A 14,687-nucleotide genomic window follows, 5' to 3' on the forward strand; every position below is an offset into this window, starting at 1 on the left:
AAGCGAGGACCCCATGTTGCAATTCAAATCCATTGGCACGCCGCTGGTGCTGGCCTTGGCCCTGTTCAGCCTGGCAGGCTGCGACCAAGCCGAGAAATCTGCCCAGCAGATGCTCAACCAGGCCGCCGAGTCGGCCAAGCAGGCCATCGACAAGACCAACGAAGCTGCCCAGCAGGCCCTGAGCGATACCCTCCACCCCGAGGGTGCCCAGCCTAAGGCTGACGCAGACCAAGACAAGACCCAGGGCATCTGAGCCCAGCCCCGCTGAAAGGATTTGATAATGGAATATTTGCTGGAACTGGCTGCAAGCCCTGCCGCCTGGGTTGCCCTGGCCACCCTGGTGGCCATGGAGATCGTGTTGGGCATCGATAACCTGATCTTCATCTCCATCCTGACCAACAAGCTGCCGGAGGCCTACCGCTCCAAGGCGCGACGCATCGGTATCAGCATGGCGCTGGTCATGCGCCTGGCGCTGCTTTCGACCGTGGCCTGGATCGTCCAGCTGACGGAGCCTGTGATCGACGTGTTCGGCCACAGCTTCTCGTGGAAGGACATGATCCTCATTGCCGGTGGCCTGTTCCTGCTGTGGAAGGCGACCAAGGAGATCCATGAAAACGTCGACCCGCACGGCGCCAAGGAAGAAGCCAAGGCCGGCTCGACCGTGACCCTGGGCTTCGCGGCCGCGATCGGCCAGATCCTGATGCTCGACATCGTCTTCTCGATCGACAGCATCATCACCGCCGTGGGCATGACCGAGCACCTGCCGATCATGATCATCGCCGTGATCAGTGCCGTGGTGGTGATGCTGGTGGCGGCCGACCCGTTGGCCAAGTTCATCAACGACAACCCGACCGTGGTGATGCTGGCCCTGGGCTTCCTGATCATGATCGGTATGACCCTGATCGCCGAAGGCTTCGGTGCCCATGTACCGAAAGGTTATGTGTATGCGGCGATGGCATTCTCGACGGCGATCGAAGTGCTCAACATCATGGCGCGCCGGGCGCGGCTAAAGCGTGAGGCTGTCGAAGGCTGAGGTGTGAATCAGGGGCGCTTGGCGCCCCTATCGCGGGATAAGCCCGCTCCTAACAGGGGTAATCACTGCCTGTAGGAGCGGGCTTTTCGATTAGTGCACCCCTGCATGACGCCGCGCATGACGCGCCGGTCGTGGCTTGGGCGGGGTCTGTGGCGGCAGGTGGTGATGGGCGTGGCGGCGCACGATGCGCAACACACCCCACAGCATCGCGGCAGCGACGCTCAGCCACATCCCCACCAGCATCAGGATCGCCATGGTCAGGCTCATGTGTGCCTCCTTCTCTCGGGCGGGCGCGGGGCTCGCCTTCCAGACACAGCTTTAGTCTAGCTCGCAGACCGTGACGTTCCATTGACCGAAGGTCTATTCCCTTGGGCCGTTTCGTTCCAAGCAGGCCCCGGGCTATACCCGGGCGCGCGCCAGGCCTATGATCGGAACCCAGGGCCGGGCGCCGCCTGCCTGGCGAGGAACAAGCGAGTGTCCATGTTGCAACGAACCTTCACTTCCACACGCTGCCTGTTGGCTGCTTGCCTAGTCGCCACCAGCCTGGCCGGTTGCGCCGGCAGCCCGTCGCCGACCGCTAAGGGGCTGCCGCAACGGGTCGAGATCAGCAGCATGCCGTTCTACCGCGGCAAGGCCAACCACAGCGGCGCCATGGCCCTGGCGGCTCTGCTGTCGCAACAAGGCGTGGTGGTTACGCCCGGCCTGCTGGACAAGCCCTTGAACCTGCCGCAGGGCGCCGATGCGCTGGGGCAGGGCATTCCCAGGGTGGCCCGTGAATACGGCATGGTGGTCTATCCCCTGGAAAAACGTCTGGAAGCCTTGCTCACCCAGGTAGCTGCGGGCAACCCCGTGCTGGTGCGCTACGAAGAGGGCTCGGCCTGGTGGAGCGAACCGCGTTATGCGGTGCTGATCGGCTATGACAGCTACAAACAGCGGGTGCTGTTGCGCTCAGGGATGCAGCGTCGCCAGTTGATGGCGTTCGATGACTTCGAGGCTGCGTGGGCGAAGGAGGGAAGCTGGGCGGTGCTGGTACAGCCACCGCGGCAACTGCCGGCCCAGGTGGACCGGCAGCGCTGGCTGCAGGCTGCCGATGAACTGGCCAAGGCGGGCCAGGAGATCGCGGCGAAGCAGGCCGTTCGCAGCGTAGGGCAGTAGGCCATGCTGACCCCCATCGCGGGACAAGCCCGCTCCCACAAGGGCCTGCAAAAATCGAATCATTATGCATTGTCTGTGGGAGCGGGCTTGCCCCGCGATCGGGCCTAGGCAGGCGACATCAGATACCCAGGCGGTCACGCAAGCTGTAGTACCAGGCACCCAGCGCGCTGAACGGCACGCGCAGCAGCTGGCCACCCGGGAACGGGTAGTGCGGCAGGCCGGCGAAGGCATCGAAGCGCTCGGCCTGGCCACGCAAGGCCTCGGCCAGCACCTTGCCCGCCAGGTGGGTGTAGGTCACGCCATGGCCGGAGCAGCCCTGGGAGTAGTAGATGTTGTCGCCGATACGGCCGACCTGCGGCAGGCGCGATAGGGTCAGCAGGAAGTTGCCGGTCCAGGCGTAGTCGATCTTCACGTTCTTGAGCTGCGGGAAGGCCTTGAGCATCTTCGGACGGATGATCGCCTCGATGTTCGCCGGGTCACGCGCACCGTAGACTACGCCACCGCCGAAGATCAGGCGCTTGTCGCTGGTCAGGCGGTAATAGTCGAGTAGGTAGTTGCAGTCCTCGACGCAGTAGTCCTGGGGCAGCAAGGTGCGGGCCAGTTCCTCGCCCAGCGGCTCGGTGGTGATCACCTGGGTGCCGCATGGCATGGACTTGGCGGCCAGTTCCGGCACCAGGTTGCCCAGGTAGGCGTTGCCGGCGACGATGATGAACTTGGCGCGTACCTTGCCCTGCGGGGTGTGCACGACCGGGTTGGCGCCACGCTCGATGCGCACGGCCGGGGTCTGTTCATAGATGACGCCGCCCAGGGACTCGACCGCGGCGGCTTCGCCCAGGGCCAGGTTCAGGGGGTGGATGTGGCCGCCGCTCATGTCCAGCATGCCGCCGACATAGTTGTCGCAGGCCACCACTTCACGGATGCGCTTCTGGTCCATCAGCTCCAGCTGAGTGTGGCCGAAACGCTCCCACAGGCGCTTTTGCGACTCCAGGTGGCCCATCTGCTTGGCGCTGAGTGCGGCGAACACACCGCCGTCCTTCAGGTCGCACTGGATGTTGTACTTAGCCACGCGCTCACGAATGATACGGCCGCCTTCGAAGGCCATCTGGCCCAGCAGTTGTGCCTGCTTGGGGCCGACGGTGCGTTCGATGACATCGATGTCACGGCTGTAGCTGTTGACGATCTGGCCGCCGTTGCGACCCGACGCGCCGAAGCCGACCTTGGCCGCTTCGACGATGCTCACCTTGAAGCCGTTCTCCAGCAGGAACAGGGCGCTGGACAGACCAGTGTAGCCGGCACCGATGATGCAAATATCGGTCTCCACCTCACCCTGCAGCGCCGGACGTGGCGGCACCGGGTTGGCCGAGGCGGCGTAGTAGGACTGGGGGTAGGGGGTGTTGGCCATGCTAAGGAAACCTCGTGTTTTATATTTTTAACGAATGTACCGATGCTATCAATAATAATAAACACCCGCTAGTCGTCCGTTGAAAATCCTTTACTCCGCCTCCGTGTAGGTGTCTTTTGGTAAATAGTTTTAGGATTCAGTGGGTTAGCGCGAAAAAAACAGTTGACAGCCATTTTGGAACGCGTAGAATGCGCCCACATCGACAGGCACATAGCTCAGTTGGTTAGAGCACCACCTTGACATGGTGGGGGTCGTTGGTTCGAGTCCAATTGTGCCTACCAAACGAAAGTCCCGGGTTTCCGGGCACGAGAAGGGCGATCCGAAAGGGTCGCCCTTTTTTGTCGTTGGTCCGTGCCCTGGCGTTCACCGATGGTGCCTCGCGCCTGTTGCTGCATGCCCATACATGGGGCTGCGCGCGCTCGGATCGCAGCGCAGTGCCAGGCTGTCACGCATCTGGCGCCCTGTGGGGATGGGCAGGTACTCTGTGCACCTCGTTGACGCGTACAGACTGCCGAAGGATCACTGCGCATGACCCGCCAAGCAACTGGAGCCGGAAATCGGCAAGCAGTACGAGGTGGGCGTGAAGTACGAACCACCAGGCTCCAACAGCCTCTATACCCTGGCGGTGTTCGACCTGACCAAGAAGAACGCTACCGAGAGCGTCAACGGCTTCTCCCGCCAGGAAGGCGAGGTACGCTCCCAAGGCGTGGAGCTCGAGGGCAAGACCGAAATCGCCAAGGGTTTCAATGTGATCGGCAGTTACACCTGGAACGATGTCGAGGTGACCAAGTCGGAAGCCGGCAACAAAGGCAACACGCCATTCCGCATCCCCGAGCACATGGCCTCGATCTGGGGTGACTACACCTTCCAGGGTGGCCTGCTCGAAGGCCTGCGCCTGGGCGCCGGCGCCCGCTATGTAGGCAGCACCTATGGCGATCGGGAAAACACCTTCAAGGTCGACAGCTACACCGTGGTCGACGCATTGGTGGCCTACAGCCTGGGCAAGGTAGACAAGTCGCTGGATGGACTGGAGGTGTCGTTGAACGCCACCAACTTGTTCGACGAAGACTACGTGGCCGGATGCTTCAGCAGCGTGGGTTGCCAATATGGGCAGCAGCGCACCGTGTACGGGACCGTCACCTACAACTGGTAATCCCGTTGCCGCCAGCATGCGCTTCTGCATCGGCGGCCTTTCGGGCTTCCCCGGTGAAAGCCTATGCTTTCGCCGGGGAAACTAACCGAAATCTCGGATGACAGCGAGCCGGGCCTGATCTGTCCACCTCAGGACGCATCTTCATACCGCTTGGGTGTGCCGGGGCAAGCGCAGGGAAGTGACCGCCCCAGCCAGCACGAAAACACTGGAAACCAGCAAGCACGCCTGCAGGCCATGGGTTTGGAATATCCAGCCAGACAGCAGCGTACCCACCAGTCGCCCCAGCGCGTTGGACATGTAGTAGAAGCCGACGTCCAGCGATACGCCGTCTTCCTTGGCGTAGCTGACGATCAGATAGCTGTGCAGCGACGAGTTCACCGCGAACAGCACGCCGAAAAGCATCAGCCCGCCGAGTAACACCATCTGAGCCGACCAGCCGGCAGCCAGTCCCAGCGCAATCAGTGCGGGCAATCCGGCCAGGGCAATGGCCCAGATGAAGGCTGCTCGGCCGTCGGGCACATGGCCACGCTGCTTGCCGGTGACGTAGGGGGCAAGTGACTGGACGATACCGTAACCGATGATCCAGGCTGCCAGAAAGCCGCCGACCAGCCAGAAGTCCCAGCCGAACACGGTGCTCAGGTACACCGGCAGCGCGACGACGAACCACACATCGCGGGCGCCGAAGAGAAACAGGCGTGCCGCCGAAAGGATATTGATCGCCCGGCTTTTGGACAGCATGTCGCGGAACTTCGGCTTGGCCTTGGCTTTGCCCAGTTCCTTTTTCAGCAGGACTACACTGCCGATCCAGATCAATGCCAACACCATTGCCATCAGTAGCACCGCGACGGTGAAGCCGAGCAATGCCAGCAGGGCGCCGCCGAGGAAAAAGCCCACGCCCTTGAGCGCGTTTTTCGAGCCCGTCAGGATGGCAACCCATTTGTAGAGGGTGCCTTGCTGGCTGTCCGGCACCAGGAGTTTGATGGTGCTCTTGGCGCTCATCTTGTTCAGGTCCTTGGCGATGCCGGACAACGCCTGGGCTGCCATGACCCAGGGAACCGTCAGCCAGGCAGCCGGCACCGTGAGCATCAGCAAAGCCAGCACCTGCATGGCCAAACCGATGTTCATGGTGCGGTTGAGCCCCAGCCGGGCGCCGAGGTAGCCGCCCACCAAGTTGGTGATCACCCCGAACACTTCATAGAACAGGAACAGCGCTGCGATTTGCAGCGGCGTGTAGCCCAGCGTATGGAAGTGCAATACCACCAACATGCGCAAGGCACCGTCGGTGAGGGTGAAGGCCCAGTAGTTGCCGGTCACCAGCAGGTACTGGCGTACAGGGGCAGGCAGGTCTGACAATGCCTTCATGATCACCGGTTACTCCGCTGCACCGACCAACCGGGCCAATTCCGCCGCGCGGTTGGCGTAACCCCACTCGTTGTCGTACCAGGCGTAGATCTTCACCTGGGTGCCGCTGACCACCAGGGTCGATAGCGCATCGATGATCGAGGACCGCGGATCGGTGCGGTAGTCGATGGACACCAGTGGGCGTTCTTCGTAGCCCAGGATGTCCTTCAGCGGCCCTTCGGCAGCCGCTTTGAGCAGCGCGTTGACCTCCTCAGCCGTGGTCTTGCGTTCCACTTCGAACACGCAGTCGGTCAGCGAGGCGTTGGCCAGCGGTACGCGCACGGCGTGACCGTTCAGCTTGCCGCGCAGCTCGGGGAAGATCTCGGCGATCGCAGTCGCCGAGCCCGTGGTGGTCGGGATCAGACTCATGCCCGAAGCACGAGCGCGGCGCAGGTCCTTGTGCGGTGTGTCCAGGATGCTTTGAGTATTGGTCAGGTCATGGATGGTCGTGATCGAGCCATGGCGGATGCCCAGGCCTTCGTGGATCACCTTGACCACCGGGGCCAGGCAGTTGGTGGTGCAGGACGCAGCGGTGACGATACGGTGCTGCGCTGGGTCGAACAGGTGCTGGTTAACCCCCATCACGACGTTCAGTGCACCTTTCTCCTTTACCGGGGCGCAGACCACCACACGTTTGACGCCCTGATCCAGATAGGCCTGGAGCACAGCGACCGACTTCATCTTGCCGCTGGCCTCGATGACCAGGTCGCAGCCCGACCAGTCGGTGTCGGCGATCGCCTTGTTCGCGGTGACCTTGATGCGCTTGCCATCGATGACCATCGAATCGCCTTCGGCGCTCGCCTGACGGTGCCAACGCCCATGGACCGAGTCGAAGTTGATCAGGTGGGCGTGAGTCTGGGCATCGCCGACCGGGTCGTTGATCTGCACGAATTCAAATTCCGGCCATTCCCAGGACGCGCGCAGCGCCAGGCGACCGATACGGCCAAATCCGTTGATGCCTACTTTGATTGTCATGTGCTTGCTCTCAGGTGGCGGTTGGCGAGCATGCCGGGCGGTGTCGAGCGATGGCCTGGCAAGGGGAAATGATCGGTTGCCGGCGCTGTCAGCAGCAGCTGGCAAGGCGTTGGGGGCGGTCACCCATCCGCTCCAATCGTCTGGCGCTTATTCCTAGCCATTGGCTGTTGGCTTCAAGCGTCGTCGACAGGAGCTCGCGTATCCAGGCGGGCAGTTCGGGATGCAGCCGGTAGTAGACCCATTGGCCTTGCCGGCGGTCTTCCAGCAGGCCGCAGGTACGGAGTTGCGCTAGGTGTCGGGAAACCTTGGGTTGGCTTTCATCCAGGGCACAGACCAGTTCGCAGACGCACAGCTCCTGTTCGCGAGCGATCAGCAGCATCATGCGCGCGCGGTTTTCATCGGCCAGGCATTTGAAGACTTTGGTCGGCGTCAGTGGCTCAGCCATGGTGGTTCTCGAAGTTCGGTCTTCATGCGACGCGAGAGCGGGATGGGGTACATGCATGTGGTTTTCCGAATATACGGTTTTTCGAATGTACTGGAAAGTCATGATGCGCTGGCCTCAAGCCTTGTCCAGCCGGGGCGAGGCGTGGGTGCAAAGTTTTTGATTTTTTTGAAAAAAACGCTTTACAGGTACCTGTATCCCCCTTAATATGCGCGCCACACGACAGGCACATAGCTCAGTTGGTTAGAGCACCACCTTGACATGGTGGGGGTCGTTGGTTCGAGTCCAATTGTGCCTACCAAATAAAAGTCCCGTTTTTCGGGCAAAAAGAGGGCGATCCGGAAGGGTCGCCCTTTTTTTTGTTTTCCAGGCGGTGATGCTGACCGCGAACATGGCCGTTGGCCCAGCGCGCTGCGTGCAGCGCGGCCCATTCGAAGTAACCGGCTTCATCCAGCAGTAGGCTGATGATGACGGCAATGAAAGCGCGGTGGCGTTCCAGACAATGGCCCACACGGTTGGAGTGTCGTGCATGGAAACTGCACCGAGCCAGGGCAATGACTGCATCTAACGCAGCGCTCCAGCCGATCCAAGCCCTTCGGCTGCCAGATGACCAAAATGAGGGTGGACACGAAGACAGCGATGGCGACCAGTATGAAATCTCGCTCGGGGAGGATATTTTGTGCAAGCAGCCTGGGTTGTACGCCTGCTATGAATGGAATGGCTCACAATGTCGTCGTTTGTCCATTGCGATCGAGCTCGAACACTTTGTTGGCTTGCAGCCGCGCCCGCAACCATTGCTCGGCCTTTGCCAGCGGGCGTTGACGGGACCACAGCAGATCCACTCCGATCTGCCAGTCTGTATGGGGATATGCCGAAAGTTGAAGCTCCACCAATTCACCCCGCGCCAGCTCACGTTGAATCAACTGACGAGGCAAGGTCGTCCACCCAAAGCCGGCTCGAACCATTTCCACTAAAGCCAGATAACTCTCCGCCTGCCACAGCTGAGTCGAGCGCAAATACTCGCTGCTGGGTAGCTTGCTGGCATGTGCGGTGAACGCCAGCCGACGATGCACATGCAGATCGTCGAATGTCACCGATTCCATCTGTGCCAACGGGTGTTGGGGGTGACAAACGTGCAGCATGATCAATTTGCCTAACTGCTGAAACATCAATTCCTGACGATATCCAGGTTGGGAGAACGCCACGCCTAGCGCAGCCTCACCTTGAGCTACCAGCTCGCTGACATCACCGTGGACGGGGTGGCGAATAATCAGGTCAACGTAAGGGAAGGTTGATTCGAACGCTTTGAGTACCGGGATGAGCGGCCCGTAGGGTGTTTCTATCGCCAAGGTCAAACTGGGTCCCAGGGTTTCCGACAGGCAATCGGCATGAGCCTCGAGCGTCAAACAACGCTCCAGCACGGATTCGGCTTGAACCAGTAGCTTTTGCCCACTGACGGTAAGGATTGGGTTGCGACTGGTTCGGTCGAAAAGCTCTACGCCGAGATCTGCTTCCAGGTTAGCGATTGCGGCGCTGATGGTGGATTGAGTTTTCCCCAACTTACGTCCCGCGCCCGAGAATGAACCTGTCTTGACCGACTCTACGAACATCTGCAGCTGATCCAGAGAAAATCGCAATGTCCTGCTCCTTTTATCATCCGGGCGGTGGATAGCGTTTGCCGGCCGGCTGATCCTGCGGCGACACATGGATTTGTGCAAGTGGAGCACCCATCGGCGAAATCGATACCTACTCATTTGTCTTATCGTCTGAAGCGCCGAATCATAGCCCTAGACCCCCGTAGGTCCCTGCCGGCTCCTGCACCCCGCTCACGGCCGCCGGGATGCTCCCACAACAATAACGCTGCACCTCCAGGAGACATGCGACATGAGCATAAAAAGGGTACACCCGGTGGACGAGGTCCTGCCTCTGCGCCAGTTGTTTACCTACGGTCTGCAACATGTGCTGGTGATGTATGCGGGCGCAGTGGCCGTTCCGTTGATTCTGGGCAGTGCGCTCGGGCTGACGTCGGCTCAGATCGTGCTGCTTATCAACGCCAACCTGCTGACGTCCGGGATCGCCACGCTGATCCAAACGCTCGGGTTCTGGAAGTTTGGTGCCCGATTGCCAATGATCCAAGGCTGCTCATTCATCGCCTTGGCGCCGATGATCATGATCGGCAAAGAGTTTGGGCTCAGCGAAGTATTTGGCGCGGTGATCGCGGCTGGCGCGATAACTATCGTCCTGGCGCCCATTTTCAGCCGCCTGCTGCGGTTCTTTCCGCCAGTGGTCATCGGTAGCTTGATCACCATTATCGGCATTTCGCTGATGCCTGCTGCGGCGATTTGGCTCGGTGGTGGTAACCCAGGTTCCGAAGATTTTGGTGCTCCTGCCAACTTGCTGCTGGGGGTGGCGACAGTGGCGGTGACACTGGTGATCTACGCCAGATTTTCCGGTTTTATCGGCAACCTCAGCGTATTGCTTGGCCTGATCGTCGGAAGCGTGATTGCGGCAGCCTGCGGCATGACGAACTTCAGCCAGGTCGCTACCGCTGCATGGTTCGAGCTCAGCCCTCCGATGGCGTTGGGTGCACCTGAATTCTCCCTGATGCCCGTTTTGGTGATGACGCTGGCGATGCTGGTCATCATGGCTGAGACCACTGGCAACTGCTTGGCCATTGGCAAGCTTGTCGACAAACCGACCACCCAACTGACGCTGGGCAATGCCTTCCGGGCTGACGGCCTATCGACCATGCTCGGTGGCGTGTTCAACAGCTTTCCCTATAACGCCTTCACCCAAAACACTGGGTTGATTGCGCTCTCTAGCGTCAAGAGCCGCTATGTAGTGGCTTCTGCAGGCGCAATCATGGTGGTGATGGGACTGTTTCCAAAACTGGGCGCGCTCATCGCTGCTGTGCCGACTCCGGTACTCGGCGGCTGCGCCATCGTGATGTTCGGTATGACCACCGTTGCTGGGATTCAAGAGTTGTCGCGCGTGAAATTCGAAGGCACCCGCAATGGCATCATCGTCGCGGTATCCGTCAGCGTAGGTGTGTTGCCGATGTCCTTCCCGGCGTTGTTCGAACACGCCAGCGGCACCCTCAAGCTGATACTGGAAAGCGGCATCTTCCTCGGAGCGATCACCGCAATCGTCCTGAACATTCTGCTTAACCGACAAACCCAGTCGTCGCCAGTATCAGCTAACGCTGAACTGGTTGAGGAACGCTGACTTTCATCCCCTCTCCCAGGCGGGAGGGGGCATCTATAAATAATAAAAGGATGTCATCATGACTGTTTTTTCCACGCTTATTCCTGCCGGCGTCACCGAACGTGATTTTGATTTGTTGCGCCACTCGATCACGCTTGCCGAAGAATCCAAGGCGCGTGGCCGCCATCCATTCGCGGCATTGGTCGCTGACCAGGATGGGAAAATAATTGCCAGTGCCGGCAATAATTCTATGCCGCCTGAGGGGGATCCAACCCAGCATGCCGAGTTGGTTGCGGCAGCCAAGGCTGCAAAATTATTGCCCCCGGAAGCACTCGCCAAATGTACGCTTTATACCAGCGCTGAGCCTTGCTGCATGTGCGCTGGAGCGATCTATTGGACCGGTATCGGTCGAGTCGTCTATGCCTTGTCCGAGCATGCGTTGTTGGGGTTGACTGGCGACCACCCAGAAAATCCTACGTTCTCGCTACCTTGCCGCGAGGTTTTTGCTCGTGGCCAGCGTCAAATCCCGGTATTTGGCCCAATGCTGGAAACAGAAGCCTCCCAAGCCCACATCGGTTTCTGGAAATGAAGGGCGGTGTTTCCATCCACGTAGTGGATGTGTCCAGCGGTAAAGTCGCAGAGGGTTTGCGAGTCGTTGTCCGGCGAGCCGATGGCGAGCAGGTGTGCTCCGGTCGTATTGCCGCCAATGGCCTGCTGGTCGAATTGAGTAATCTGGCCGAACGGTTCACCCAAGGCGGTTATGAAGTGAGATTAGAAGTCGCAGACTTCTATCGCGCGCAAGGCATGACGTTGCCTGAAGTGCCGTTCCTTGATGTGCTGATTTACCAATTCGGCTTGGACGATACCCGCCAGCATTACCATCTGCCATTCAAGCTGACTGCTTGGGGTGTTTCGTGTTTCCGGGGTGGTGCTTGAAAGGCTGACGCTCACCATCGCCGACGGCGGTAAGGTGCGCAGCGTCGGAAGTGTGTATGCAGGCGCTGACGTTGGTGGTGCCGGTACAGCGATCGTTTCGGGGGCCGGATCGCTTTGGGATGCAAGTGCTGATACCGGCCTGCCGCCTACCTTCCAGATCGGCTACTTGGGCAGCGGCACCCTCACCGTCAGCGATGGCGGTGTGGTGCTAAGTGAACAAGCCTTGCTCGGTGGTGGCGTAGGAGGGCGAGGGTTAGTCACGATCACTGGGGCCGGGTCGAGCTGGACTCCCCACCGCATTTTAGGGTAGCTCATCCCTCAACAAGCTGGGGGACGGCATCCTGACTCTGAGCGGCCACAGCTCGACCTTCATGGGCGATGCCCTGGTGCAGGCCGGGACGTTGGCGGGGCAGGTGCCCAAACGGTGGAGGGCATCAAGATCATCGAGGTTTAGGGCCCTTCCAACGGTCTTTTCACCCTGGCCGGCAACTACACCTACCAGGGCCAACCGGCCATCGTGGCGGGCGCTTACGCCTATCGCCTGTACCAGAACGGTGTGACCGCCTCCAACGACGGCAATTGGTATTTGCGCTCTTCGCTGGAAAACCCGACTCCGCCGGTGACGCCTCCGGTTGATCCCCCGGTCACTCCGCCCGTGACTCCGCCAATCACACCTCCGCGGCGGCGCGGCCACCTGGTGCGGCAACGACGGTACCTAGGTCGATGGCCAGGCGACGCTGAGTTGGTACGATAGCGAGCTGCGCTCGTCGCAGTTGAGCAAGAAACTGGAGAGCGGAAACCGGGGCAACGGTATCGCCGCCAGCATCGAGATTGGCCATCGCCTGGCGCTGAACGACATCTGGTCGGTCACGCCGCAAGCTCAACTGAGCTGGTCGCAGGTGCGCTTCGACTCGTTCACCGACCAGTACGGGGCGAAGGAGTCTCCCACGATAATGGCGACAGCGTGGTCTCGCGCATGGGTATTTCCCTAGACCGTGAAACGCAGTGGAAGGCTGATAACGGCAAGACCAACCGCATGCATCTCTACGGCATCACCAACCTGTATTACGACTTTGCAAATGGTACCTCCGCGGATGTAGAGGATCTGCACGTGAAAAGCGAAGAGCAGGCGCTGTAGGGCGGTTTGGGCGCCGGTGCATCGCTGAACTGGGATGACGACCGCTCTATGCTGTTCGGCGAGCTGCTGGGCCGTGCCAGTCTGCAGGACTTCGGCAACAGCCACTCGTTGGGCGCTAAGGTTGGCATACGTGTGATGTGGTAAACGGCAGAAACCTAGATGGGCGTGCTTCTGGCTGTCGGCTGCCCGTCGCGATGACAGATCTGGGTCGGTAGCAACCCTACTTGGAGGGCTGTTATCGATCCAGAGCGGCCATTGGTGGAAGGCAGCTACCGGCCTAATGCGGCGCCCCAATCCTATGTGCCTAGGATCGAAAAAAGCATGAGGGGCACACTGCGACGCCTCATGCAAGGGATATATGGCTACTGAGCGAGGCGCTCGATGGCCTCGGCAACCCCGGCGCCATAGGCCGGATCAGCTTTGCTGCAATTGTTAATATGCCGTTCGATAACCTCATGAGCAGCCCCTCTGATTGCCCGCGCCGTGTTATCGAATAACGCCTGCTGCTGCGCCGGCGACATCAGGCGGAACAGCGCGGCGGGCTGCGAGTAGTAGTCCTCGTCGGCACGGTGGTTCCAGTGATCGGCGGCACCTTCCAAGCTTAGCGGCGGTTCGGCGTACTCCGACTGATCGGCCCACTCGCCGTAGCTGTTTGGCTCATAGGCCAGGCGCGCGCCCTGGTTACCGTCGACGCGCATCTGGCCGTCGCGGTGGTAGCTGTGGAACGGGCAGCGCGGCGCATTGACCGGAATATGCGTGTGGTTAATGCCAAGCCGGTAGCGCTGCGCATCGCCATAGGAGAACAGCCGGCCCTGCAGCATCTTGTCCGGCGAGAAGCCGATGCCGGGCACCACATGGGCCGGGTTGAAGGCGGCTTGCTCGACCTCGGCGAAGACGTTCTCCGGATTGCGATTGATTTCCAGAACGCCGACCTCGATCAGCGGATAGTCCTTGTGTGGCCAGACCTTGGTCAGGTCGAAGGGGTTGATCGTGTAGCTGCTGGCGTCTTTCTCCGGCATCACCTGCACGTAGAAGGTCCAGCGCGGGAAGTTGCCCTGCTCGATGTTGTCGTACAGGTCGCGCTGGCTGCTTTCGCGGTCGCCGGCAATTACTTGCCCGGCCTCGGCGTCGGACAGGTTGCGGATGCCCTGTTGGCTCTTCCAGGTGAACTTGACCCAGTGCCGTTCGTTGGCGGCGTTGATGAAACTATAGGTGTGGCTGCCGAACCCGTGCATGTGGCGGTAACCGTCGGGAATGCCGCGATCGCTCATGACGATGGTGATCTGGTGCAGCGCCTCCGGTAGGCTGGTCCAGAAATCCCAGTTGTTCTGTGCGCTGCGCATGCCGGTGCGCGGGTCGCGCTTCACCGCGTGGTTGAGGTCGGGGAACTTGAGCGGGTCGCGCAGGAAGAATACCGGGGTGTTATTGCCCACCAAGTCCCAGTTGCCCTGCTCGGTATAGAACTTGATGGCGAAGCCGCGGATGTCGCGCTCGGCATCCGCCGCACCGCGCTCGCCGGCGACGGTGGAGAAACGCACAAAGATCTCGGTCTGCTTGCCGATCTGCGAGAACAATGCCGCGCGGGTGTAGCGGCTGATGTCATGGGTGACAGTGAAGGTGCCGTAGGCGCCTGAGCCTTTGGCGTGCATGCGTCGCTCGGGTATCACCTCGCGGTCGAAGTGGGCGAGTTTCTCCAAGAGCCACACATCCTGCAGCAGAGCAGGGCCGCGCGGCCCGGCGGTCTGGGTATTGTTATTGTCGACGACAGGCGCGCCGACGGCGTTGGTCAGTTTGTTCTTCGACATCAGGGTTACTCCTCAAATCAGTTCACCAAGCAGCTCGCTGGTC

The 14,687-nt window shown here is 60.5% G+C and carries 18 protein-coding genes, 2 tRNA genes and 2 pseudogenes; 14 read left to right on the top strand and 8 right to left on the bottom strand.

All coding sequences use genetic code 11. The features are described 5' to 3' along the window. Positions 1-13 precede the first annotated feature (13 nt). The gene (locus tag IRZ56_RS02040; protein WP_196143394.1) at positions 14-253 is read left to right on the top strand and encodes a hypothetical protein; all 240 of its coding nucleotides are present in this window, start codon (positions 14-16) and stop codon (positions 251-253) included. A 27-nt stretch (positions 254-280) separates the two neighbouring features. Then, complete coding sequence (locus IRZ56_RS02045; protein WP_196143395.1) at positions 281-1,033, top strand: TerC family protein; 753 nt, start codon at positions 281-283, stop codon at positions 1,031-1,033. A 90-nt stretch (positions 1,034-1,123) separates the two neighbouring features. On the opposite strand, the gene IRZ56_RS02050 is transcribed toward IRZ56_RS02045, so the two are convergent. Continuing rightward, the gene (locus tag IRZ56_RS02050; protein ID WP_196143396.1) at positions 1,124-1,300 is read right to left on the bottom strand and encodes a hypothetical protein; all 177 of its coding nucleotides are present in this window, start codon (positions 1,298-1,300) and stop codon (positions 1,124-1,126) included. A 213-nt stretch (positions 1,301-1,513) separates the two neighbouring features. Between IRZ56_RS02050 and IRZ56_RS02055 the strand changes: the two genes are divergently transcribed. Next, positions 1,514-2,188 (top strand): peptidase C39 family protein, encoded by a 675-nt coding sequence (locus IRZ56_RS02055; RefSeq protein ID WP_196143397.1) that lies wholly within the window; start codon positions 1,514-1,516, stop codon positions 2,186-2,188. Between the two features lie 118 nt (positions 2,189-2,306). On the opposite strand, the gene IRZ56_RS02060 is transcribed toward IRZ56_RS02055, so the two are convergent. After that, entirely contained in the window at positions 2,307-3,590 is a 1,284-nt protein-coding gene (locus IRZ56_RS02060; RefSeq protein ID WP_196143398.1) for an NAD(P)/FAD-dependent oxidoreductase, read from the bottom strand. A 204-nt stretch (positions 3,591-3,794) separates the two neighbouring features. On the opposite strand from IRZ56_RS02060, the gene IRZ56_RS02065 reads away from it, so the two are divergent. Beyond that, positions 3,795-3,871 (top strand) — tRNA-Val (locus tag IRZ56_RS02065). 263 nt (positions 3,872-4,134) lie between these two features. Then, positions 4,135-4,743 (top strand): TonB-dependent siderophore receptor, encoded by a 609-nt coding sequence (locus IRZ56_RS02070; protein ID WP_230386029.1) that lies wholly within the window; start codon positions 4,135-4,137, stop codon positions 4,741-4,743. A 141-nt stretch (positions 4,744-4,884) separates the two neighbouring features. Here the strand turns inward: IRZ56_RS02070 and arsJ are convergent, their stop codons facing one another. From arsJ to IRZ56_RS02085, 3 genes are all read right to left on the bottom strand, one after another. Next, on the bottom strand, positions 4,885-6,105 hold the full coding sequence (gene arsJ / locus IRZ56_RS02075; protein WP_196143399.1) for an organoarsenical effux MFS transporter ArsJ: 1,221 nt from the start codon (positions 6,103-6,105) through the stop codon (positions 4,885-4,887). Between the two features lie 9 nt (positions 6,106-6,114). Further along, positions 6,115-7,119 (bottom strand): ArsJ-associated glyceraldehyde-3-phosphate dehydrogenase, encoded by a 1,005-nt coding sequence (locus IRZ56_RS02080; RefSeq protein ID WP_196143400.1) that lies wholly within the window; start codon positions 7,117-7,119, stop codon positions 6,115-6,117. An 88-nt stretch (positions 7,120-7,207) separates the two neighbouring features. Continuing rightward, positions 7,208-7,564 carry a metalloregulator ArsR/SmtB family transcription factor gene (locus IRZ56_RS02085; RefSeq protein WP_196143401.1) on the bottom strand — a complete coding sequence of 119 codons (357 nt, stop codon included), beginning with the start codon at positions 7,562-7,564 and terminating at the stop codon, positions 7,208-7,210. A 221-nt stretch (positions 7,565-7,785) separates the two neighbouring features. Here IRZ56_RS02085 and IRZ56_RS02090 point away from each other — a divergent pair. Continuing rightward, positions 7,786-7,862: transfer RNA gene (locus IRZ56_RS02090), tRNA-Val, on the top strand. Here the strand turns inward: IRZ56_RS02090 and IRZ56_RS02095 are convergent. Then, on the bottom strand, positions 7,857-8,246 hold the full coding sequence (locus IRZ56_RS02095; protein WP_196143402.1) for an ArsB/NhaD family transporter: 390 nt from the start codon (positions 8,244-8,246) through the stop codon (positions 7,857-7,859). The genes IRZ56_RS02090 and IRZ56_RS02095 overlap by 6 nt on opposite strands. A gap of 37 nt (positions 8,247-8,283) precedes the next feature. Then, on the bottom strand, positions 8,284-9,198 hold the full coding sequence (locus tag IRZ56_RS02100; RefSeq protein WP_196143403.1) for a LysR family transcriptional regulator: 915 nt from the start codon (positions 9,196-9,198) through the stop codon (positions 8,284-8,286). Positions 9,199-9,445: 247 nt separating this feature from the next. Between IRZ56_RS02100 and IRZ56_RS02105 the strand changes: the two genes are divergently transcribed. The 8 genes and pseudogenes from IRZ56_RS02105 (at position 9,446) to IRZ56_RS02140 (ending at position 12,839) form a co-directional block, all read left to right on the top strand. Then, positions 9,446-10,786 (top strand): nucleobase:cation symporter-2 family protein, encoded by a 1,341-nt coding sequence (locus tag IRZ56_RS02105; RefSeq protein ID WP_196143404.1) that lies wholly within the window; start codon positions 9,446-9,448, stop codon positions 10,784-10,786. 58 nt (positions 10,787-10,844) lie between these two features. Further along, the gene (locus IRZ56_RS02110) at positions 10,845-11,354 is read left to right on the top strand and encodes a nucleoside deaminase (protein ID WP_196143405.1); all 510 of its coding nucleotides are present in this window, start codon (positions 10,845-10,847) and stop codon (positions 11,352-11,354) included. Then, positions 11,351-11,701, top strand: a complete 351-nt coding sequence (locus IRZ56_RS02115; protein WP_196143406.1) for a hydroxyisourate hydrolase — start codon at positions 11,351-11,353, stop codon at positions 11,699-11,701. The genes IRZ56_RS02110 and IRZ56_RS02115 overlap by 4 nt, the downstream gene beginning before the upstream one ends. A gap of 52 nt (positions 11,702-11,753) precedes the next feature. Continuing rightward, complete coding sequence (locus IRZ56_RS23360; RefSeq protein WP_419183245.1) at positions 11,754-12,011, top strand: hypothetical protein; 258 nt, start codon at positions 11,754-11,756, stop codon at positions 12,009-12,011. 16 nt (positions 12,012-12,027) lie between these two features. Then, the gene (locus IRZ56_RS23365; RefSeq protein WP_196143602.1) at positions 12,028-12,261 is read left to right on the top strand and encodes a hypothetical protein; all 234 of its coding nucleotides are present in this window, start codon (positions 12,028-12,030) and stop codon (positions 12,259-12,261) included. Beyond that, a pseudogene (locus IRZ56_RS23370) lies at positions 12,174-12,455 on the top strand (autotransporter outer membrane beta-barrel domain-containing protein); the annotation flags it as partial. The gene IRZ56_RS23365 and the pseudogene IRZ56_RS23370, both read left to right, overlap by 88 nt. Beyond that, positions 12,433-12,693 (top strand): annotated as a pseudogene (locus IRZ56_RS23375) (autotransporter domain-containing protein); the annotation flags it as partial. The pseudogenes IRZ56_RS23370 and IRZ56_RS23375, both read left to right, overlap by 23 nt. Continuing rightward, complete coding sequence (locus IRZ56_RS02140) at positions 12,678-12,839, top strand: hypothetical protein (RefSeq protein ID WP_196143408.1); 162 nt, start codon at positions 12,678-12,680, stop codon at positions 12,837-12,839. The pseudogene IRZ56_RS23375 and the gene IRZ56_RS02140, both read left to right, overlap by 16 nt. A gap of 362 nt (positions 12,840-13,201) precedes the next feature. Here IRZ56_RS02140 and IRZ56_RS02145 read toward each other — a convergent pair whose 3' ends face one another. Next, on the bottom strand, positions 13,202-14,644 hold the full coding sequence (locus IRZ56_RS02145; RefSeq protein WP_196143409.1) for a catalase: 1,443 nt from the start codon (positions 14,642-14,644) through the stop codon (positions 13,202-13,204). Positions 14,645-14,687 lie beyond the last annotated feature (43 nt).

Source organism: Pseudomonas guariconensis (genome assembly GCF_015680235.1).
Classification (GTDB): Bacteria; Pseudomonadota; Gammaproteobacteria; order Pseudomonadales; family Pseudomonadaceae; genus Aquipseudomonas; species Aquipseudomonas guariconensis_A.